This window comes from Naumannella cuiyingiana (assembly GCF_013408305.1).
Taxonomy (GTDB): Bacteria; Actinomycetota; Actinomycetes; order Propionibacteriales; family Propionibacteriaceae; genus Naumannella; species Naumannella cuiyingiana.
Genome location: NZ_JACBZS010000001.1, coordinates 361,414 through 381,819 on the forward strand (window position 1 = coordinate 361,414; position 20,406 = coordinate 381,819).

At 72.3% G+C, this 20,406-nt stretch carries 17 protein-coding genes; 7 read left to right on the top strand and 10 right to left on the bottom strand.

From position 1 onward, the window contains the following. Window positions 1-28: 28 nt before the first annotated feature. From GGQ54_RS01575 to GGQ54_RS01585, 3 genes are read left to right on the top strand one after another with little or no spacing between them, the layout of a single operon-like run. A complete protein-coding gene (locus tag GGQ54_RS01575) occupies window positions 29-1,111 on the top strand; it encodes a 5'-3' exonuclease H3TH domain-containing protein (RefSeq protein WP_179443788.1) in 1,083 nt (360 codons plus the stop codon). Window positions 1,112-1,133: 22 nt separating this feature from the next. Continuing rightward, window positions 1,134-2,438 carry a M16 family metallopeptidase gene (locus GGQ54_RS01580; RefSeq protein ID WP_179443789.1) on the top strand — a complete coding sequence of 435 codons (1,305 nt, stop codon included), beginning with the start codon at window positions 1,134-1,136 and terminating at the stop codon, window positions 2,436-2,438. Further along, window positions 2,435-3,760 carry a M16 family metallopeptidase gene (locus GGQ54_RS01585; RefSeq protein WP_179443790.1) on the top strand — a complete coding sequence of 442 codons (1,326 nt, stop codon included), beginning with the start codon at window positions 2,435-2,437 and terminating at the stop codon, window positions 3,758-3,760. The genes GGQ54_RS01580 and GGQ54_RS01585 overlap by 4 nt, the downstream gene beginning before the upstream one ends. A 12-nt stretch (window positions 3,761-3,772) precedes the next feature. Here GGQ54_RS01585 and GGQ54_RS01590 read toward each other — a convergent pair whose 3' ends face one another. From GGQ54_RS01590 to GGQ54_RS16820, 5 genes are all read right to left on the bottom strand, one after another. Next, on the bottom strand, window positions 3,773-5,284 hold the full coding sequence (locus GGQ54_RS01590; protein WP_179443791.1) for an amidohydrolase: 1,512 nt from the start codon (window positions 5,282-5,284) through the stop codon (window positions 3,773-3,775). Window positions 5,285-5,287: 3 nt separating this feature from the next. Beyond that, complete coding sequence (locus GGQ54_RS01595) at window positions 5,288-8,146, bottom strand: UPF0182 family membrane protein (protein ID WP_179443792.1); 2,859 nt, start codon at window positions 8,144-8,146, stop codon at window positions 5,288-5,290. 75 nt (window positions 8,147-8,221) lie between these two features. Then, window positions 8,222-8,752 carry a PPA1309 family protein gene (locus tag GGQ54_RS01600; RefSeq protein WP_179443793.1) on the bottom strand — a complete coding sequence of 177 codons (531 nt, stop codon included), beginning with the start codon at window positions 8,750-8,752 and terminating at the stop codon, window positions 8,222-8,224. Then, window positions 8,746-9,795: a S16 family serine protease gene (locus GGQ54_RS17525; RefSeq protein WP_179443794.1), complete on the bottom strand. Its 1,050-nt coding sequence runs from the start codon at window positions 9,793-9,795 to the stop codon at window positions 8,746-8,748. Before GGQ54_RS17525 ends, GGQ54_RS01600 begins: the two co-directional genes overlap by 7 nt. Window position 9,796: 1 nt before the next feature. Then, a complete protein-coding gene (locus GGQ54_RS16820) occupies window positions 9,797-10,240 on the bottom strand; it encodes a molybdenum cofactor biosynthesis protein MoaE (RefSeq protein WP_343045817.1) in 444 nt (147 codons plus the stop codon). Window positions 10,241-10,364: 124 nt separating this feature from the next. Between GGQ54_RS16820 and GGQ54_RS01615 the strand changes: the two genes are divergently transcribed. Beyond that, window positions 10,365-11,873 carry a zinc-dependent metalloprotease gene (locus GGQ54_RS01615; protein ID WP_246292510.1) on the top strand — a complete coding sequence of 503 codons (1,509 nt, stop codon included), beginning with the start codon at window positions 10,365-10,367 and terminating at the stop codon, window positions 11,871-11,873. Here GGQ54_RS01615 and GGQ54_RS01620 read toward each other — a convergent pair. Further along, window positions 11,870-12,838, bottom strand: a complete 969-nt coding sequence (locus GGQ54_RS01620) for an NADP-dependent oxidoreductase (RefSeq protein ID WP_179443797.1) — start codon at window positions 12,836-12,838, stop codon at window positions 11,870-11,872. The two genes, GGQ54_RS01615 and GGQ54_RS01620, sit on opposite strands and share 4 nt — an antisense overlap. Before the next feature lie 71 nt (window positions 12,839-12,909). On the opposite strand from GGQ54_RS01620, the gene GGQ54_RS01625 reads away from it, so the two are divergent. Then, window positions 12,910-13,899, top strand: coding sequence for a GlxA family transcriptional regulator (locus GGQ54_RS01625; protein ID WP_179443798.1), 990 nt, complete (start codon window positions 12,910-12,912; stop codon window positions 13,897-13,899). Between the two features lie 92 nt (window positions 13,900-13,991). On the opposite strand, the gene GGQ54_RS01630 is transcribed toward GGQ54_RS01625, so the two are convergent. Continuing rightward, window positions 13,992-14,591 carry a M48 metallopeptidase family protein gene (locus GGQ54_RS01630; RefSeq protein ID WP_179443799.1) on the bottom strand — a complete coding sequence of 200 codons (600 nt, stop codon included), beginning with the start codon at window positions 14,589-14,591 and terminating at the stop codon, window positions 13,992-13,994. A 392-nt stretch (window positions 14,592-14,983) separates the two neighbouring features. On the opposite strand from GGQ54_RS01630, the gene GGQ54_RS01635 reads away from it, so the two are divergent. After that, window positions 14,984-15,814, top strand: a complete 831-nt coding sequence (locus GGQ54_RS01635; protein WP_179443800.1) for a hypothetical protein — start codon at window positions 14,984-14,986, stop codon at window positions 15,812-15,814. Window positions 15,815-15,817: 3 nt separating this feature from the next. Continuing rightward, on the top strand, window positions 15,818-17,191 hold the full coding sequence (locus GGQ54_RS01640) for an ABC1 kinase family protein (RefSeq protein WP_343045818.1): 1,374 nt from the start codon (window positions 15,818-15,820) through the stop codon (window positions 17,189-17,191). Window positions 17,192-17,293: 102 nt separating this feature from the next. Here GGQ54_RS01640 and GGQ54_RS01645 read toward each other — a convergent pair whose 3' ends face one another. The 3 genes from GGQ54_RS01645 to GGQ54_RS01655 form a co-directional block, all read right to left on the bottom strand. Further along, the gene (locus GGQ54_RS01645; protein ID WP_179443801.1) at window positions 17,294-17,650 is read right to left on the bottom strand and encodes a WhiB family transcriptional regulator; all 357 of its coding nucleotides are present in this window, start codon (window positions 17,648-17,650) and stop codon (window positions 17,294-17,296) included. Between the two features lie 116 nt (window positions 17,651-17,766). Further along, window positions 17,767-18,105 carry a hypothetical protein gene (locus GGQ54_RS01650; protein ID WP_179443802.1) on the bottom strand — a complete coding sequence of 113 codons (339 nt, stop codon included), beginning with the start codon at window positions 18,103-18,105 and terminating at the stop codon, window positions 17,767-17,769. Window positions 18,106-18,294: 189 nt separating this feature from the next. Continuing rightward, window positions 18,295-20,376: a UvrD-helicase domain-containing protein gene (locus GGQ54_RS01655; protein WP_179443803.1), complete on the bottom strand. Its 2,082-nt coding sequence runs from the start codon at window positions 20,374-20,376 to the stop codon at window positions 18,295-18,297. Window positions 20,377-20,406: the final 30 nt, after the last annotated feature.

A 20,406-nucleotide genomic window follows, 5' to 3' on the forward strand; every position in this document is an offset into this window, starting at 1 on the left:
CGTCGGCCCGAGGCGTCATGATGGTGGGGTGACCTCCGCCGCCGCCCCGGGCCCGACGCCCGTGCCCGCCGCCGCGGGCGGGCGGCCGCTGATGGTGGTGGACGGCAATTCGCTGCTGCACCGTAGCTTCCACGCGCTCGCCGCGTCCGGCGCCCGGGACTCGCTCGGCCAGCCGATCTGGGCGATCCGCGGCCTGCTCACCCAGCTCGTCGCCGCCGCCGACCGGATCGGGCCGGCGCGGATCGTCGTCGGTTTCGACGACCCGGACGCCAGCACCCGCCGCGAACGCTGGCCCGACTACAAGGCCCAGCGCGTCGACAAGCTGCCCACGCTGGTCGCCCAACTCGCCCGCGCCGCCGAGGTGCTGACCGAGCTGGGCGTGCAGGTGGTCACCCCGCCCGGCCACGAGGCCGACGACGTGCTCGCCTCGGCCGCCCGGTGGAATGCCCGGCATCGCGGCCGGACGGTCCTCGTCACCTCCGACCGCGACGCCTTCGCGCTGATCGACGCCGACACGTCCGTGCTGCGGGTGATCAACGGCGGGGTCGAGGCGTCCCCGCTGCTGACGCCGGACCGCCTCGAGCTGATGCTGGGCATCACCCCGGCCCAGTACGCCGACTTCGCCGCCCTGCGCGGCGACCCGTCGGACAACCTGCCCGGCGTCCGGGGTGTCGGCCCCAAGCGGGCGGCCGCCCTGCTGAAGCGCTTCGGTTCGGCCGACGCGCTGTTCGCCGACGTCGATGCCGGCGGCCGGGCCATCACCGACGTGGTCGGGCCGGGCTGCCGGGCCCGCCTGTGCGAGGCCGATGCCCGCGCCGCCTGGCGGCGCAACCGCGCGGTGATGCGGATGCGCGACGATCTGCCCGTCGGGCTGCACGACCCGGACGCCGGCCGGCTGCCCCTGCCGGCCCGGGCGGTACGCCGCACGCTGCTCGCCCACGACCTGCCGGCGACCGCCACGCTCGCCGCCCGAGCCCTGGCCGGCGCCGACGACGCCACGCCCGAGCAGCCGGGCGTGCTCGACGCGCTCGGCTGGGACGCGAGCGCGCAGTGGCGTACCCGCCGGCAACTGCCGCCACTGCCCGAACGCCTGCAGCCGACCCTGTTCTGAGCGGTGCGTTAGCTTGTGCGGCATGGCCGCGACCGACGAAGTCCGATATCCGCTGTACGAGCACCGCCTCGACAACGGGCTCCGGGTGATCATCAGCCCCGACCACGCGGTCCCCGCGGTGGCGGTCAACCTCTGGTACGACGTCGGGTCCCGGCACGAGGAGCCCGGCCGCTCGGGCTTCGCGCACCTGTTCGAGCATCTGATGTTCCAGGGGTCGGCGAATGTCGCGTCGGGCACCCACATCTCGCTGATGCAGGCCGCCGGCGCCTCGGTGAATGCCACCACCTGGTTCGATCGGACCAACTACTTCGAGGCGCTGCCGGTCGGCGGGCTGGACCGCGCGCTGTGGCTGGAGGCCGACCGAATGGGCACGCTGCTCGAGGCGGTCACCCAGGAGAGCCTGGACAACCAGCGCGAGGTGGTGAAGGAAGAGAAGCGGCAGCGCTACGACAACGTGCCCTACGGAGACCTGCTCGAACACCTGGTCGCGCTCACCTTTCCCGCCGACCATCCCTACGGCCACACCACGATCGGCTCGATGGCCGACCTCGACGCCGCCGAGCTGGCCGACGTGCACGCGTTCTTCCGCCGCTTCTACATGCCGAACAATGCGGTGCTCAGCATCGTCGGCGATGTCGAGGTCGACGACGCGCTGGAGCGGGTACGCCGCTACTTCGGCCCGATCGCGGCGGGCAGCCGACCGACCACGCCCGACCCGGGCGTGCTGCCGCCGCTATCGGGCCTGCCCCGGCGCGAGGTGAGCGCCGACGTCCCGGCCGACGCGGTCCACTTCGCCTGGCGGTTGCCCGCGCTCGACCGCCGCGAGTTCGACGCGGCCGACCTGGCGATGGCGATCATCGGCGACGGTCAGACGTCTCGGCTCTACCGCCGGCTGGTCCGCGACGAGGAGCTGGCCCAGGGCGCCGGCGCCTCCGCGCTCGGGCTGATCGGCGGCAACTCCTTCGGCTTCGCCTCGGCCCGGGCGCGTGATGACGCGCCGATCTCCGAGATCGAGTCGATCATGGTCGACGAGCTCACTCGGTTCGCAGACGAGGGGCCGACGGCCGAGGAGCTGACCCGCGCCCGGGCCCAGTACGAACGACACTGGCTGCACGGGCTGGCCACCCTCGATTCGCGTGCCGACCAGATCTCGGCCTACGCCACGCTGCTCGGCGATCCCGACGAGATCAACCGCCGGCTGGCCGCGATCGCCTCGATCGACGCGGCGCAGGTGCAGCGCGCCGCCGCGGAGCATCTGGACCCCGCCGCCCGCGCCACGCTCGTCTACCGCAGCGCCGAAGAGGGCACCGAGGAGGCCGTCGCATGACCAGGACCAGCCCGCCCGAGGTGGCTGCCCCGCTCCCCCCGCGGTTCCCGCTGCCCGAGCACGACCGGCTCGACAACGGCATGGCGCTGCGCATCCTGCACCTGCCGGGGCAGCAGGTGATCAGCGCCGCGGTGGTGATCGACGCCCCGCTCACCGGCGAGGATCCCGAGGGCATCGGCACGATCATCGCCCGCACCCTCGACGAGGGCACCGCCACGGATCCGGGCACGCGGTACGCCGAGCGGCTGGAGCTGCTCGGCGCCGGCTTCGGCGCGCACCAGGATCTCGGCGGGGTCGTCGCCGGCATCGACGTACCCGCCTCCCGGCTGGCCGACGCGCTCGGCCTGCTCGCCGACGCCCTCGCCGAGCCCGCGCTGGCCGATGCCGACCTCGCCCGGCAGGTCGCGCTGCGGCTGGCCGAGATCGAGCAGCAGCAGGCCAACCCGGCCGCGACGGCCGCCCGGGAGTTCCGGCGTACCGTGTTCGCCCCGGGCTACCGCGGCGCCCGGCCCGTCGGCGGCGAACCGGACACGGTCGCCGCGATCACCCCCGACGCCGCCCGCGCCCGCCATGCGCGCAGCTATGCCCCGGACCGGGCGACGCTGGTGATCGGCGGCGACCTCGGCGGCGCCGATGTGCGCGCGCTCGCCGAGCGGGCGTTCGGCGGCTGGTCGGGCAGCGCCGAGGCGGCGTCACCACCGGTCGCGGCGGCCGGTGCGCCGGCGTACCGCCTGATCGACCGACCGGGCGCGGTGCAGGCGAATGTGTCGATCGGCGGTTTCGGCATCGACCGCTCCGATCCGCGCTGGCCCGCCCTGCGGGTGGCGCTGCACGCGATGGGCGGCTCGTTCGGCAGCCGGCTCAACCTGCTGTTGCGCGAGGAGCTCGGCTACACCTACGGCGTCCGGCTCGCGCCGGCGCCGCTGCGGACCGGCGGCACGTTCGCGCTGTCGGGCTCGTTCCGCTCGGAGGTGACCGGCGATGCGATCACCCGCGGGCTCGGCCTGATGATCGACGAGGTCGCCCCGATCACCACCGGGGAGGTGACCGATGCCGTCAACTACTACGTCGGTGCCGCGCCGCTGCAGTGGGCGACCGCCGAGGCGCTGGTCGACCAGCACGTCCGGCAGGTGCTGGACGGGCTGCCCGATGATCATCTGACCCGTCAGCTCGAGGCGCTCGGCAGTGTCACCGCGGAGCAGGCGACCGCCGCCTATCGCGAGATCGTCACCCCCGAGTCGCTGAGCGCCGTCGTGGTGGGCGCGGCGGATGATCTTGACCTGCCCGAGCATGCCGCCCTGCCGCCGCTGACCCGCGGCTGACCCGGCGCGCGCTCAGCCGGCGAGCGGGCCGGCCACCGGCGAACCGTCCACCACCGTCAGCGCGACCGGCATCTGCCGCAGCGCCGCCGCGGCGGTCGGGGCATCATTGGCGGGCGCCAGCGGATCGCGGTCCAGCAGCACCAGATCGGCCGGCCCGCCCGACACGACCGCATCCACGCCACCCGTGCTGGCCGCCAGCGCCTGCCGCGGCGACAGCGCCTCCGCGGCATGCCAGGCCGGCCGCTCGTCACCGCTGCGTCCGACCGCCGCGGCCATCGCCAGCCACGGATCGAGCGGCGCGACCGGCGCATCCGACCCCAGCACCAGCGGCACCCCGGCGCGCGCCAGCGAGCCGAACATGAAACAGCGGTCGGTACGCCCGGGCCACACCTGTTCGGCGACGTCCCGGTCGTCGAGCAGATGTGCGGGCTGGACGCTCGCAGTGATCCCCAACCGCGCCATCCGGGTGATGTCGGAGCGTCGCAACAACTGGGCGTGCTCGATCGTGCCCCGCGCGCCCGACGCCTCGAGGGCGGTCAGGGCGTCGTCGGCGGCCCGGTCACCGATCGCGTGCACCGCGACCCGCAGGCCGCCGGAGTGGGCGCGCGACAGCAGCTCGGTCAGCTCGGCGAGGGTCTGGTTGGCCTGCCCATGATCGGGAGAATCATGATCATTGGCCGCATAGGGATCGCAGCACCAGGCGGTCCTGGTGTTCAGCGAGCCGTCGGAGATGATCTTGAACGGGCCCATCCGCAGCCGGCCCGTCGGGTCCAGCGGGTCACCGGTACGCAGCCCGGCGGCGAGCACGGCGTCCAGCTCGTCGGCATAGCAGGCCACCCGGATCCGGAGCCGACCGAGCTCGCCGGCATAGGCGGCCGGCCAGGTGCGCCAGCCGTCGCCGAACTCGAAGTCCGTCAGGCCGACGATGCCCCGGCGCGCGGCGGCGGCCAGGGCGCGGGCATATGCCGCCTGCTCCGGCTCGCCGGCGCCGAGCGCCTCGACCGCGGGCGAGACGGCGAACCACTCGTCCTCGGTCAGCGCCTCCTCGCGCGATGGCAGGTCCAGCAGCCGGAGCGCCGCACTGTTCAGCCAGCCCTGGTGGGCATCGCCGCTGATCAGGATCACCGGCCGGGTCCCGGTGACCGCGTCCAGTCCGGCCACGCTCGCCCGGTCCGGCCAGACCGCCGAGCGATGGCCGAAGGCGATCAGCGGTCCGCTGCCTGCCGCGACGCCGCGCTCGGTGAGCATCCGGCAGACCTGGGCGGCCGAGCCGGCACCCGACAGATCCAGCCGCGACTCGGCCCGCGACCATTGCCGAAGGTGCACGTGCTGGTCCCACAGGCCGGGAATCAGCCAGCGGCCGTCCGCGTCGATCTCGGGGGCCGCTTCGGCGTACCCGACCGATCCCGCGGCACCGAGCGCGGCGATCCGCCCGTCGCGCAGGACAAGATCAACCAGCGGCGCGGCCGGTTCCCCGTCGGGGAATACCGGCCGCGCGCGGCGGATGATCAGCGATCCGGCCAAGGACTACCCCCCGCCCAGCGCATCCAGTGCGCGCCGGGTCGCCTCGGCCGCCTCGTTCTGCTTCTGCTGGTAGGTCGCGAGGTCGCCGGCCCGCAGCGCCTTCTCCGCCTCCTCGTTGGCGGTGATCGCCTGGTTCAACGCGGCGATCGCCGCGGGATTGTCCGCGGGACCTGACGGCTCGGTCGGCTCGCCGCCGTCCGGCGGCCGCGTCCCGTCCTCCTCCCCCGTGCTCGCTCCCGCATCGCCGGCGAACAGCTTGTCCAGCGCGCCCTGCAGGGTCGGATCGATCGCCACCTGCGAACCGAACCGGGTGACCACGAACTGCAGCACCGGATAGGAGCCGCTGCCGGAGGCGCGCTGCACGTAGACGGGCATGACATAGAGCAGCCCGCCGCCGACCGGCAGCGTCAGCAGATTGCCGTAGCTCGCCTGTGCGGTGCCCTCGTTCTGGAACCGGCGCAGCGTCTCCGCGACGGCGGAGTCGTTGTTCATCGCGCTCAACACCTGCCCGGGGCCGTCGATCTGTTGGCTGTCCGACATCCGCAGGATCCGCATCTGCCCGTAGTCGGGCGAGGCCGCATCGGCATTCACCGCCATGTAGGCGGCCAGGTTCGCCCGGCCGTTCGGCACGTAGAGCGATGTCAGGCTGAAGTGAGCCTGGTCGTCTCCCGGCCACTTGATCGACAGGTAGTAGGGCGGCTCCTTGCGGGTGTTCGCGCCGTTCACCGGGTCGGTCGGCACCTGCCACAGGTCGCTGCCCCGGTACCACACGGCCGGATCGATGGCGTGGTAGCGGCCGAGAATCTGGCGCTGGACCTTGTACAGGTCCTCGGGATAGCGCAGATGCGCCAGCAGATCGGGGCTGATCGCGCTGCGCGGCTGGACCGTGTCGGGATAGGCCTTGCGCCAGGTCTGCAGCATCGGGTCGGTCTCGTCCCAGGCGTACAGATCGACGGTGCCGTCATAGGCGTCCACCACGGCCTTCACCGAGTTGCGGATGTAGTTCAGTGTGTCGGTCGGCGCCGCGCCCGGCGGGCGGCCGGACTGCGAATCGGCCGTGGCCTCCTCCAGCGAGACCCGCTGGCTGTTCGGGTAGTTGTCCGTCGTGGTGTAGCCGTCGACGATCCACTTGATCCGTCCGTCGACGACGGCGGGATAGGCATTGGAGTCGACCTGCAGCCACGGCGCGGCCGCCTGCACCCGCTCCACCGGGGTGCGGTCGTAGATGATCTGGGATGCCTCGTTGACCCGGTCCGACAACAAGATGTTGGGATCGCCGAAGCGGATGGCATAGAGGATCCGGTTGAACATCGATCCGATCGGTACGCCGCCCGCGCCCTGGTAGGTGTTCAGCCGCGGGGTGCTGCCCTCGCCGCCGCCGGGGGTGTCCAGCTCGATCGGCGCCGCGCCCGCGGGCGCGCCGACGATGGAGAAGCCGCGGTTCAGCTCGCCGAAGTACACCCGCGGCTCGGTCTCGGGCAGTTCGCCGACCGGCGGGATGTCGCGCGAGATCCACTCCGGCGTGCCGTTCTCCTGGCGACGGTTGCCGTAGGCGGCGACCATCCCGAAGCCGTGGGTGTACTCGGTCACCCGGGTGTTCCAGCTCGGGTTCTCGATCCCGTTCGGGTCGAGCTCGCGGACCGCGACGACCGTGTCGGTGGGCTGCCCGTCGATCAGATAGCGGTCGACGTCCAGCACCGAGGGGAACGAGTAGTAGGCCCTGACCTGCTGCAGTTGCTCGAACGTCGGCCCGACCTTGGCCGGGTCGATCAACCGGATGCCCGGCAGGGTCGCGGCGTCCTGGCGCAACTGCCCGGCGGCGGCGACCGTCTCGGCCGAGTAGTCCTGCACCTCCACATCGGCGACCCCGTAGGCGTCCCGCGTGGCGGCGATGTGCTGGCCGATGTAGGGGCGCTCCTTGTCGGGCTCGTCGGGCACCACGGTGATCGCCTGCACCGCCCCCGGATAGATCGCGCCGAGGACGATCGCGGCGACCACCATCAGCGCCATGCCCGCGCCCGGCAACAGCCACCGGCCCAGCACGATCGTCGACCAGAACAGCACCGCACAGATCACCGCGATCGCGGCGAGAATGGTCGAGGCGTTGATCCGGGCGGTGTCGGAGGTGTAGGTCAGGCCGGTCAGCAGGGGCCCGCTCTGCAGCTCATAGACATAGCGATCGAGCCAGCGGGCGACGCCGTAGCCGAGCACCGCGAGCCCGATCAGCACCGACAGTTGGATCTGCGCCGCGCGGCTGCCGGAGCGGGCGGCACCGCGACCGAACCGCAGGGCCCCCATCACGTAGTGCATCACCGCCGCACCGGCCGCCGCGATGAGCAGCGTGGTGATCGCGAAGCCGAGCAGGTAGCTCAGCCAGGGCAGATCGAAGACGAAGAAGGAGATGTCCAGCCCGAAGCGCGGATCGGGCGTACCGAACTCGGTCTTGTTGACCCACGCCAGGTAGGTGGTGAGCTGCCCCGCACCGCTGGCCCCGGCGAACAGCGCGACCACCCCGCCGAGCGCGATCATGGCCTGGCTGAACCGGGTCTCCAGCACCTCGCGGTAGCGCTCCAGCAACTGGCTGGCGACCGGGCCCTGTCTGGTCGCCGGCCGCAGCCGGTACGCCAGGACGATGTTGCCCACCACGACCGCCGCGGTGATCAGCCCGAAGCCCGCGAACAGCGCCACCCGGGTCCACAACTGGGTGGAGAACACCTGCCCGTAACCGAGATTCACATACCACAGCCGGTCGGTCCACACCCCCGTGCCGAGCATGGCCACGATGACCAGGCCCACCAGCGCGACCAGGGTGGGCAACAGCGCATTGCGGCGGCGCGGCGCGGTGGCGGCCGTCGAGGTCATCGATGTCTCCTGCTCGTGCTCATGCTGGTGCTCACGTTCGTGCTCATCTTGGTACTCATGACGCGGTCATCCGGGTCAGGCCAGCGTAGTCGCCAGCAACGACACCAGCCCGGGGGCGAGGTCGGGTCCGCCGAGCAGCTCATCGGGCTGCGCGACCAGCCGGCCCACGCCGTAGCCGGTTCCGTCGCGGGTGACACCGACGACCAGGCGGATGTCCTGGCGATCCGGGTGCTCGGCGACCACTCGCTGCGCCGCGGCCGGCTCGTCGGGCAGCTCGGCCTCCGCGCCGGACGGCAGGAAGCTGCGCTCCAGGGCGAGCGCGCAGCCCTTCACCTCGGCCGGCCAGGACAGCCGTTGCAGCGCCCCGACGAGGTCGTCGCCGGGCCGGAAGTCACCCTGCTCGATCGCGGTCCAGGCGCCGGGCGGACCGTCGCCGCGCAGGCCGAACTCCTCGGCAAGGGCGGGCTCGTCGGCGATCACGTCGGCGGTCGGCACCAGCGCGAACAGCCGCGGCGGGGCGTCCCATCCGGCATCGCTGCAGGTCCGCTCGAGTTCGACCAGCGCCGCGGCCAGGGCGGCCACCCGCTCGTCGGGGTCGGTCAGCATGACGGCACTCCCGCCGCCCGCTCGGGCACCGCGAGATCCTCGACGGCGGTGATCGCCTCCTGCAGGGTGCCCACCTGGACCAGCCGCATCGAGGTCTGCACGCCGGCGACATCGGGGCAGTTCTCCGACGGCACCAGGAAGATCGTCGCGCCGGCGCCCTCGGCGGCCGCGATCTTCTCCTGGATGCCGCCGATCGGTCCGACATTGCCGCGGGCATCGATCGTGCCGGTCCCGGCGACAACCCGATCGCCGAGCAACTGGCCCTCGGTGATCTTGTCGTAGATCGCGAGCGCGAAGACCAGTCCGGCGCTGGGGCCGCCGATCGCCGGGTCGACGTTGTAGGTGACCTGCGGGGTCAGACGATACCCGGTGCCGACGGCGATCCCGACGATCGGCAGGGTCGGATCGTCGTTGGCTCCCTGCAGCACGATCGGGATGATCAACTCGCGGCCGGCGCGCACGACCTTGAACGGCACGGTGTCGCCGACGCGATGCCGGGCGACCAGCGTGCTGACCTGGTCGACATTGGCGACATGCTCGCCGCCGATCTCGTACAACAGGTCGCCCGGTTGCAGTTGGCCGTCGGCCGGGCTGAGCGGCGTCACCGCGGTCACCATCGGCCGGTCCTGGACCTCCTGACCGGCGGCCAGGGTGGCTGCCACCAGCGCATTGTCCTGCGACGACCCCATCTGCGCCTCGTTGTCGTTGCGTACCTCATCGGCCGTGCGGCCCTGCGGGTAGACCGCATTGCGGGGCAACGTCTCCCGGCTGGGCAGGAAGTGGGCCAGCATCGCCTCCGGAACCCCGACCACCGCATCGGCGCGGGTCACGCTGATGGTGGTCATGTCGAGGCGGCCGTCGGTCGGATAGGTACGCACATCGCTCAGCTCGACCACCGGGCTGCCGTCGGCGGCATTGCCGAGCACGTCGACGGTGCCGCCGGGGCTGTAGACGACGAACGGCACGGGCAGCACCGCCAGCGCGACGGCGAAGCCGACGAAGAGGACCGCGGAGACCAGCGCGGTCAGGGTCTGGCGCGTCACCTCAGACCCCCGGCCAGGTCGATGCGCCCCCGGCCCAGGTCTGTTCCTTCCAGATCGGCACCTGCTCCTTCAGGGTGTCGATCAGGTCGGCGCAGGCGGCGAGCGCCGGGGCCCGGTGCACGGCCGCGCAGGCGACCACCACGGCGATGTCGCCGACGCGCAGCGAGCCGGTACGGTGCTCGACCGCGACGCCGCGAACGTCGTGACGGGAGGCGACCTCGGCGGCAACCCGGGCCAGTTCGTCCGCCGCAGCCGGATGCGCGGTGTAGGTCAGGCCGGTGACCTCGCCGGGGCCGGTGGCCTCGTCGGTGTCGCGGACCGTGCCGACGAACAGCCCGAGCCCGCCGCACGCCGGATCGGCGACGGCGTCGATGACGCTCGCGACGTCGATCGGTTCGGGGCCGAGGCGAACGCCCAGGACCCGCTCGGGAAGGCTCGTTGACACGCGCCGACCATACCCGTTGCGGCGGGCTCGGGCCCGCACGCCGGGCCCGTCGCCCGGCGGCCCTGCGGCGCGTTTGCGCCATGGGGTTGAATGGATCAGACCGACCCGATCAGGAGAGTCTTCGATGTCCGACCAGCCCGGCCCGCCCGATCCGGACCACAACGACGACGAGAACCGGCCCGACGACGCCCGTGGCGAGCAGCCGGGCGACGACCGGAACCCGGGCGAGGATTCCGAGGCCGCCCAGCGGGAGTCGCTCGAGGCGCTGTTCCAGCAGTTCGGGGCGAGCGGCGATCTTTCCCAGTTGGTGGCCCAGGTCCAGCAGATGCTCGGCCAGATGGGCCTCGGCGCCCCGGGCGCGGGCGGCGCGATGGCGAACCCGGGCGGCGGCATCGGCTTCCGGATGCCGGGCACCCAGCCGCCCGGCGCCGTCGGCGAGGACGGGGTGAACTGGCAGTTGGTGCGCGATGTCGCCCGCAAGACGGCGGCCAGCCAGGGCGAGGATCCGACCCCGGGACGGCAGCGGCGCGAGCAGGTGGCGGATGCGGTACGCCTGGCGCAGTCCTGGCTGGACGAGGCGACCGCGCTGCCGGCCTCCTCGCCGCAGGCCCAGGCCTGGAGTCGGGCCGAGTGGATCGAGAAGACCCTCGAGGTCTGGCAGCGGCTGGTCTCGCCGGTGGCGAGCAGCATGGCCGATGCGATGGCCGAGACGATGTCGCTGCCGGCCGATGCGCCGGAGGCGCAGATGCTGGCCGGCATGGAGCAGATGCTCAAGCCGATGCTGCGGACCAGCGGCGCGCACATGTTCGGGTTGCAGGCGGGCCAGTCGATCGGGCGGCTGGCCGGCGCGGTGCTCGGCGGGACCGACAACGGGCTGCCGCTGTTGCCCAGCTCCGAGGTCGCGCTGCTGCCGGCCAACATCGAGGCCTTCGCCGACGGGCTCGAGTCCGGCGCCGACGATGTGGTGATCTATCTGGCGCTGCGGGAGGCGGCCCGCCAGCGGCTGTTCGCCCATGCGGCCTGGCTCGGGCCGCAGGTGCTCGCGCTCGTCGAGGCGTACGCCCGAGAGATCACCATCGACACCTCACGCCTGGAGGAGCTGATGGGCTCCACGGGCGGCGCGCTGGACTCGGAGACGCTGCAGCGGATCGCCGAACAGTTGCAGGACAACAGCCTGTTCACGCCGGCCCGCACACCGGAGCAGGAGCGCATCCTGGAGCGCCTGGAGACATTGCTCGCCCTGGTCGAGGGGTGGGTGGACGATGTGGTCGAGGTGGCGGCCGAGCGCTGGCTCCCGCAGGCGGGCGCGCTGGCCGAGACCATGCGCCGCCGCCGCGGTGCGGGCGGCCCGGCCGAGGACACCCTCGCCACGCTGGTCGGGCTGGAGTTGCGCCCGCGCCGGGTCCGCGAGGCCGCCCAACTGTGGCAGGTGCTGCGGCAGCGTTCGGGCGCCGACGCGCGCGAAGCGGCCTGGACCCACCCCGACCTGTTGCCGTCGACGGCCGACCTGGCCGATCCGCTCGGCTACACCCCGGGCGGGCAGGCCGCGGAGTCCGGCGACGACCTGGACGCCGAGTTGGCGAAGCTGCTCGACTCCGACGACGAGCGAGGATCCGACGCGGAGGACCGCTAGGCCGCCGACTCGGCGCGCAGGATGATCTTTCCTGCCACATGTCCGGCGTCACCGTAGACGTGTGCTTCGCGGACGGCATCGATGCCGAACAGGGCGACCTGGCGATCAACGACCGGCCTCAGGCGCCCAGCCTCGACAAGGCGCATGAGCTGGGTCAGTCCCTCACGGTCGCTTTCGACGAGCATCAACTCGTGTCGAACACCACGACGTTGGGCAATCTCACCGAGCGGAGTGGTCGAATTCAGCGACAAGGACACGATCGCGCCTCCGGACCGCGTGACCTGCAGGGATCGAGCTGCGGTATCTCCCCCTACGGTGTCCAGGGCGATATCGATGTTCTCGACCGCCTCGACCAACCGCGTCGTGCGGTAGTCAATCACCTCGTCCGCTCCCAGGTCTCGCACAAGGGCGTGGTTCGAGGCGCTGGCTGTGCCGATCACGTATGCGCCGTGAGCCTTGGCGATCTGCACCGCCATGTGTCCCACCCCTCCCGCCGCGGCATGAACGAGGACTCGGTTCGTCGGCTGTACGCCGGCGGTGTCGACCAGGGCCTGCCAGGCGGTGAGACCGACGAGCGGCACGGCCGCCGCATCGGCGGATGCGAGTACAGCGGGCGTTGACACGAGGGCACGGGCAGGGGCACGAACATATTCGGCTGCGGCGCCGTGCCCGAACGGGTAAGGCAGCATTCCCACCACCCGATCACCCACGCGGTGCACGGTGACGCCAAGACCGACTCGAACCACGACCCCAGCAACATCCCACCTCAGCACTTTCGGGCCGTCTCCCAGAAAACCGGCAACTCGCCGATGAACCCAATCCGTCGGGTTCAGGCTCGTTGCTTCGACCCGAACCAGCACTTGGGACGGGCCCACAGACGGCACCGCCACCGACGCGATACGCAGAACCTCTGGGCCACCAAGACGCTCCCGCCGGATCGCCTTCATCATTTCGTCATTGCTCATGCGGTCAACAGTGGGCGATCCGCCACCCTGGGCGCGATGGCCCACAGGACAGTTGATGAGAGGATCGGGCCATGTCTCAACTGGTCGCGGTCGTCGCCGACTCGGCCGTGATGCCGTTCGAACTCAGCCTCGCCACGCGTGTCCTGGGCAGTGTCCGCGACGCCCGCGGCCGGCCGGGTTACACCGTGCGGCATTGCAGCGAACGAGCCGGACCCCTTGCGACCGCAGCAGGGTTCAGCATCACCCTGGAACACGACTTGTCCCTGCTGAGACGAGCCGACCTTGTCGTGGTTGCACCCTCACCCCAGCACACAAGTCTGACGAGAATGGCCGCGGACACCATGCCGCCGATAGTTCGCGCACTCAAGGAATGCCACGCGTCACGAATTGCCTCCGTATGCCTGGGATCGTTCCTCCTGGCCGCAGCAGGGCGATTGGACGGGCGGACCGCGACGACGCACTGGGCCGCCGCAGACCTTCTGGCGCGCAGCTTCCCCGCCATCACCGTGGACCCCGACGCGCTCTTTGTGACTTCGGCCGAGATCACAACCTCGGCCGGCGCGGCCGCCGGAATCGACATGCTCCTGCACGTCGTCCGCGAAGACCACGGCAGTGCCATCGCCACCGACACCGCACGGACCTGCGTCGTGCCTGCCTGGCGAGACGGAGGTCAACGGCAATTCATCAAGCAGCCCGTGCCTCAGCACCCAGAAGATCACCTCGGCGACACGATGGACTGGGCACTCGAGCGCCTCGACGAACCACTCACCGTCGATCAATTGGCGGCACACGCTCGGATGAGCCGCCGCACGTTCACGAGAAAATTCCGAGCCGCAACTGGGACGACCGCTACCACTTGGATCATCCGGCAACGACTCGAGCTGGCCAGGAACCTCCTGGAGACAACCGACCGGACCATCGACGACATAGCGCACACGAGCGGAATGGGATCAGCCAGCTCACTTCGCAATCACCTACGGCGCAACCTGGGAGTCTCGCCCGCGTCCTACCGCACCACCTTCCACACACCAGACCCGCCGGAACCGTCGACAATGTCCTGACCCCGGGCGGGGAGACCGCGGAGTCCGGCGACGACCTGGACGCCGAGTGAGTCGCGGCCGCACTGCCTTGAGTGGGCAGCACAGCTAGGGGCTCAGCGCTCGCCGGTCGGTACGCCGCGGGCGAGCGCGTCGCTCCACCCGGCGAGGTAGCCCTTCGCCCGTTCGGCATCCGGCAGAGCGTCGACCAGGCGCCAGAACCGGGCGTTGTGCTCGCGCTCGACAAGATGGGCCAGCTCGTGCATCAGCACGTAGTCGACGACCCAGGCGGGCATCGGCCGCAGCCGGTCCGACAGCCGGATCGTCCCGGCGCCCGGGGTGCACGAGCCCCAGCGGTTGTTCTGGTTGCCGACCCAGCGCACGCTTGCCGGCATCGGGGAGCCCTCGGCCGCCAGAAAGCGTCGGCTCAGCTCCGCGGCCCGGCCGGTCAGGGCGAGGTCGGCCGCGGGAGCCCGCGAGCGTTCCTCCTTGGCCAGCACCTTGGCGACCATCTCCGGCACGACGCGGCGCTCCTCCGCCACCGACAGGCGCTGCGGCAGCAGCACCACGATCCGGCCCGCGTCGCGATAGGCGGTGATCGTCCGGCGCCGCCGCGAGCTTCGGCGTACCTCGACCTCGGGCGCCTCGCCGCCCAGCAGGGGCGCCACGGATTCGGGATCGGACTGGCCGGGATCGGTCTGGTCGGCCCGCGACATGTCACCCAGTCTGCCATCGTCTGCCCATCGGACAGCACTGCGTCGAAGATGACGAGCGGCTGAACGGCAGTCGAGCAGACCATGACGACAGGTGGTCTGCAGGTTGTCCCCCGCTTCGGCGGCTCACTCCACAGGACGGCGGCCGGAGCCCACACGGCTTCCACAGCCTTGTCCACAAGCCGTGGAGAAAGGCCCTCGACCGTCTCGGTCGACCCGCTTGACCGGGGGTCGCCGAGGCCCTAGGTTCATCCGAACAGGCCCCCGGATGGTCGGCCCGCCTGCAGGGGAAGGCTGGCGGAACCGATGTTCCCGGGGGCCTTCTTCCTGCCCTCATGCGCGCCCCCTGTGGACAACTCCCCCGCGAGGGCCGCCCGAGCGCAACGATGGTGGGCGTGCGCAGCGATCACGACGCCGAGCCCCGTCCCCGGCTGCCTCCGGGTACGCCCGTGCTGGATCGGCCGGACGGCGTGCTGCAGGTCGGCACCGGCGCCGGGGCACTGCTGCTCGACGCCCGGGCCCGGCCGCTGCTGGCCGTGCTCGACGGACGCAGCCGCCGCGAGGGACTGGCGGCCCGCAGCGGGTTGCCGGCCGCGGCCACGGCGGCGATCGTCGACGCGCTCGCCGCTGCCGGACTCCTCGCGCCCCGGCGACCGGCCCGACCGCCGGTCGCGGTGTTCGGCGAGGCGCTCGCCGAGCGACTGGCCGCACGCCTCGCCGCCGCGGGCGTCGCCGCCGAGGCGTACCGGCACCCGGTGGCCTGCACGCTGCCCGACCCGCCGGCCGGCGCGACACTGGCATTGCTCGCCCCCGCCGCCGCCGAGGTCGACCGCGCGATCACCGACACGTTCACCCGGGACGGTCTGGCGCAGTTGATCATCACCGTCGGTGCGGACCGCGCCAGGGTCGGCCCGCTGGTGCTGCCCGGGCGCAGCCCCTGCCTGCGCTGCCTCGACCTGACCCGCGCCGATCGCGACCCGGCGTGGCCGACCCACGCGGCCCGGCTCGCGGTGCTGCCGACCGAGCCCGCGCCGGCCCTGATCGAGTGGGCCTTCGGCACCGCCCTGGCCGCCATCCTCGCCCACCAGGCCGGCGCGCGCCCGGCGGTCCTCGGCGGCATGGCCGAGCTCACCGTCCACGACTGGCTCCCGGTGTACCGCGGCTTCGGCGCCCACCCCGCGTGCGGTTGCGGGTGCGACCCGGCACCGGGCATCGGCCAGAATTGAGGCGTGACACCCGACGAGACCGACGGCGCCGGCGGCCAGCCGGACTCGTTCGCCCTGCGCCGCGGCGCCCTGGGCCGCACCGCCAAGCTGTTCGCACTGCCCGCCGGAGCGGCCACCCGCGCCGGGCGGCGGCTCGGCCGGCGGATCGGCGGGATGGATTCGGACGCCGCCACCGCCCTGTCCCGGGAGCAGGCCGCGGAACAGTTGTTCCGGGTGCTCGGTGAGCTGAAGGGCGGCGCGATGAAGGTCGGCCAGATGCTGTCGATCTTCGAGTCGGCGCTGCCCGAGGACATCGCCGGTCCGTATCGCGAGCGGATGCGCCGGCTGCAGGACTCGGCGCCGCCGATGCCGGCCTCGCGGGTGCACGCGATCCTCGCGGCCGAGCTGGGCAGCCGTTGGCGCGACCGGTTCGCCAGCTTCGCCGACCGGCCGGCGGCCGCGGCCTCGATCGGCCAGGTGCACCGGGCGGTGTGGAAGGACACCGGCAAACCGGTGGCGGTGAAGCTGCAGTACCCGGGCGCCGACCGGGCACTGGCCAGCGACCTGCGACAGCTCAGCCGGGTCGCGGGCCTGTTCGCTCCCCTGGCCGGCGGGGTGGACATCAAGCCGCTGGTGGCCGAGCTGGTCGCCAAGATCGGCCAGGAGACCGACTATGCGAACGAGGCCGCCGCCCAGCAGCGCGCAGCGGAGGGATTCGCCGGCCACCCGGAGTTCTGCGTACCCGCCGTCCGCGAACACACCCCGCACGTGATCATCTCCGACTGGCTGGACGGTACGCCGTTCTCGCGAGCCGCCGAACTTGATCATGAGGCCCGCAATCGCCTCGGGCTGCGCTACGTCCGCTTCCTGTTCGCCGGGCCGCGGGAGGTCGGGCTGCTGCACGGCGACCCGCATCCCGGGAACTTCAAGGTGTTGCCCGACGGTCGGCTCGGCGCGGTCGACTTCGGGCTGGTCGACGAGATGCCGGGCGGGCTGCCGGAGGCGATGGGCCGGTTGATGTCGCTCGCCGCAGCCGGCGACGCGCGCGCCACCCTGGCCGGCCTGGCCGCCGAGGGCTTTCTCGCGCGCGGGGTACGCGAGGTCGACCCGGGCGAACTGCTGGACTACCTGTCCCCGTTCATCGAGCCCGCCCTGGTCGAGGAGTTCCACTTCTCGCGGGAGTGGATGCGGTCGGAGTTCAGCCGGGTGAACTCCGCCGCGCGGCCCGGCGGGATCGCCGCCAAGCTCAACCTGCCGCCGAGCTACCTGCTGATCCACCGCGTCTGGCTCGGCGGAATCGCCGTGCTCGCCCAGCTCGACGTCACCGCCCGCTTCGGCGAGGTGCTGACCGAGTTCCTGCCACAGTGGCGTCCGCCGCGCTCGGACCGGCCCCGCTGATCGCGCCCGCCCGGCTCTGGACACGAACGAGCCCGGGTCGGGCGTACCTTCGGGTACGCCCGACCCGGGCCCTCGTTCCGGTTCCCCAACCTGGCCTGCGGTTCAGGCCGCGCGCCTTCGGCGGATCGCGGCGGGACGCTGCAGGGTGCTGCCACGCAGCGGGTTGGGGGCGACATCGCGCCGGGTCACCGGCTCGACCGGCCGGGGGTGCTTGCGCGGACGGCCGCGGGGCCGCTTGCGGGCGACCACCTCGCCGTTGACCAGCAACTCACCACCCCAGACGCCGGCCGCCTCGCCGCGGCGCAGCGCGCCGGCCAGGCATTCCGTGCGCAGCGGGCAGTCGGTGCACAGACCCTTGGCGTACTCGATGTCTCCCGGGGCATCGGCGAAGAACACCTCCGGATCAACGAGGTGGCAGGGCAATCCCTGCAGGCTCACCTCGTCCAGCAAGACGGTCATCGTTTTCCTCCTGTGGTCGGCCTGGTTGGGGTCTGCTGGCCGGGAAACCACGGTGGAAAAGAATCAGGCCGTGGGTACCCGGTGTCCGGATCCACGGCCTGGAGAGTTCGGTGCTGCTACACCTGTCTCCGGGATCGGTCCGGACGCAACGGCTCAGTGGCAAAGCCGTTGTAGGGGGCGACATCAGTCGTCGTCGGGTTGGTGATCAACTGATCACCGGTCATCGGGGTGGTGATCAGGTGATCATCAGTCATCTGGGCAGTGATCAGGTGATCACCAGTCATCGAGGCAGTGATCAGGTGATCACTGGGCACGCGAGTGCGGACGCGCGGCGCGGCCGGGACGAGCGTCTCGGCGATCCAGCGCGGGGAGCAGGCGAACCGAGTCCGGGACGCCGTGGACATGGCCGGTCGGCTACCCGTGACCGGGTTCTCGATCATCGCGATCGTGTCCATCTGACATCCCTCCTCTCGGTGCGGCGGCTGGCCGGGGGCCTGCCGCGGACGGCTGCTGGGATGCCTCGGCGAGGCATCCCGAGTGACTCTACGACCGGCACACGCGGGGCCGCAAGCGATTTAACCGGCGAGTTCTCCGACGGCCCGGATCCGGCAGGAGTTGATCATGATCATGGCCGACCCGGACGGTCACGCGTTCATGATCTCCAACACCTCGGCGCCATACTTCTCCAACTTGGAGCGGCCGAGCCCGGGCAGCCGGAGCAATTGCGCGTCGTCGGCGGGCCGGGCCTCGGCGATCGCGATCAGGGTGGCGTCGGTGAACACGCAGTACGCCGGCAGCTTCTGCTCGGCCGCGCGGCCGCGCCGCCACTCGCGCAACCGCTCCAGGGTGTCCTCGTCATAGGTCGACGGGCAGGCCTCGTGCCGCCCCAGCTTGCGCTCGGCCGCGCTGGCCAGCGATTCGCCGCAACTGCGGCAGCTCGCCGCGAGCGCGCTGGTTCGCGCCCGGCGCTGGCGGGTACGCCCGCCTGCCGCCTGCTCCGGCTCGGCCGGGCGCAGCCCATCGAGGAAGCGGGACGGCCGGCGCGACCGCGGGCCCGCCGACCAGGACACCCGCAGGTGCTCCCGGGCCCGGGTGAGGGCGACGTAGAGCAAGCGGCGCTCCTCGGCCACCTCGGCCGGGGTGGTGGCCAGCACGAACGGCAACGTCCCCTCGTGCACCCCGACCACGGCGACGGCGTCCCATTCCAGGCCCTTGGCGGCGTGGATGGTGCCGACCGTCACCCCGTGCGCGACCGGCGCGTGCTGTTCGGCCGCCCGCCGGGCGAGCTCGGCGGCCACCTCGGCGAAGCCGACAGTCGGGTCGGCCCGGGTCAGGTCCTCGGCGACGGACTTCAACGCGGCAAGGGATTCCCACCGCTCCCGGACGGCTCCCGAACCGGCCGGCGGCTCGGTGCTCCAACCGGTGGACTCGAGCACCACGACGAGCTCGTCGACGGCATCGCGGTCGGGATCGGCGGTGTGCGCCGCGACCGCGTGCAGCGCCCGGCGTACCTCCGCCCGGTCGTAGAACCGCTCCGCCCCACGCACCACATAGGGCAGGCCGCGGTCGGCCAGCGCCGCCTCGAAGGCCGGGCTCTGGGCGTTGATCCGGAACAGCACCGCCATCTCGCGCGGGTCGGTGCCGCGGTCGCGCAGGCCGGCCAGCCAGTCCGCGACGGCCGCGGCCTCGGCCGCCTCGTCCGGCGCGCCGGCATAGGCCACCTCGGGCCCGGGCGGGCGCTGGGCGGTGAGGCGTACCGGCTCCAGCCCGGCCGAGCGCGGCGCCCGGGTGAGCAGCGCATTGGCGGCCCCGACCACCTGCGGGGTGGAGCGGTAGTCGCGATGCAGCCGCAGCACGGCGGCACCCGGATACCGGCGCTCGAACCCGGTCAGGTAGTCGGCGCGGGCGCCGGCGAAGGAATGGATGGTCTGGGCCGGGTCGCCGACCACGCAGATCTCCCGGCCGGTCCCGAGCCACAGCTTGAGCAGCGCCTCCTGCAGCGGGCTGGCGTCCTGGTACTCATCGACCACCAGGTGCCGGTAGCTGCCGCGCACCTGGGCCGCGATCTCGGGATGGTCGGCCAGCAGCGAGGCCGCGCACAACAAGATGTCGTCGAAGTCGATCACCCCGCGGGCGCGCTTGGCGTCCTCGTAGCCCGACAGCACCCGGGCGACCGACGCGGCATCCACCGAGGCCAGCTCGCGGCCCATCGAGCCGGCGAGCGAGGCATAGGACTCCGGGCTGACATTGCTCACCTTGGCCCAACTGATCTCGGCGGACAGGTCGCGCAGCACGGCGGTGTCGGTGGAGATCCGCAGCCTCGAGGCTGCCTCGGCGACGATCGGCAGCTTGTTGGCATGCACCGGCGGCAGCTCGCCGCCGCGCGCGCGGGGCCAGAAGTACTGCGCCTGGCGCAACGCGGCGGAGTGGAAGGTGCGCGCCGCGACCGCCGGTACGCCGAGCGCCCGCAACCGCGACCGCAGCTCGCCCGCCGCGCGGGTGGTGAAGGTCACCGCCAGCACGGCGGTGGGCGCGAAGGCGCCGGTGGCGACTCCGTAGGCGATCCGGTGGGTGATCGCCCGGGTCTTGCCGGTGCCCGCACCGGCGATCACGGCGACCGGGCCGAGCAGGCTGGTCGCCACCTCGCGCTGCTCCGGGTCGAGGCCCTCCAGCAGCCGCTCGGGGTCGCGACTCGGCAACTGGTCGAACCCCGGCTGGTCACGCACGATGGCCACTGTAGGCGCCGGCTCCGACGC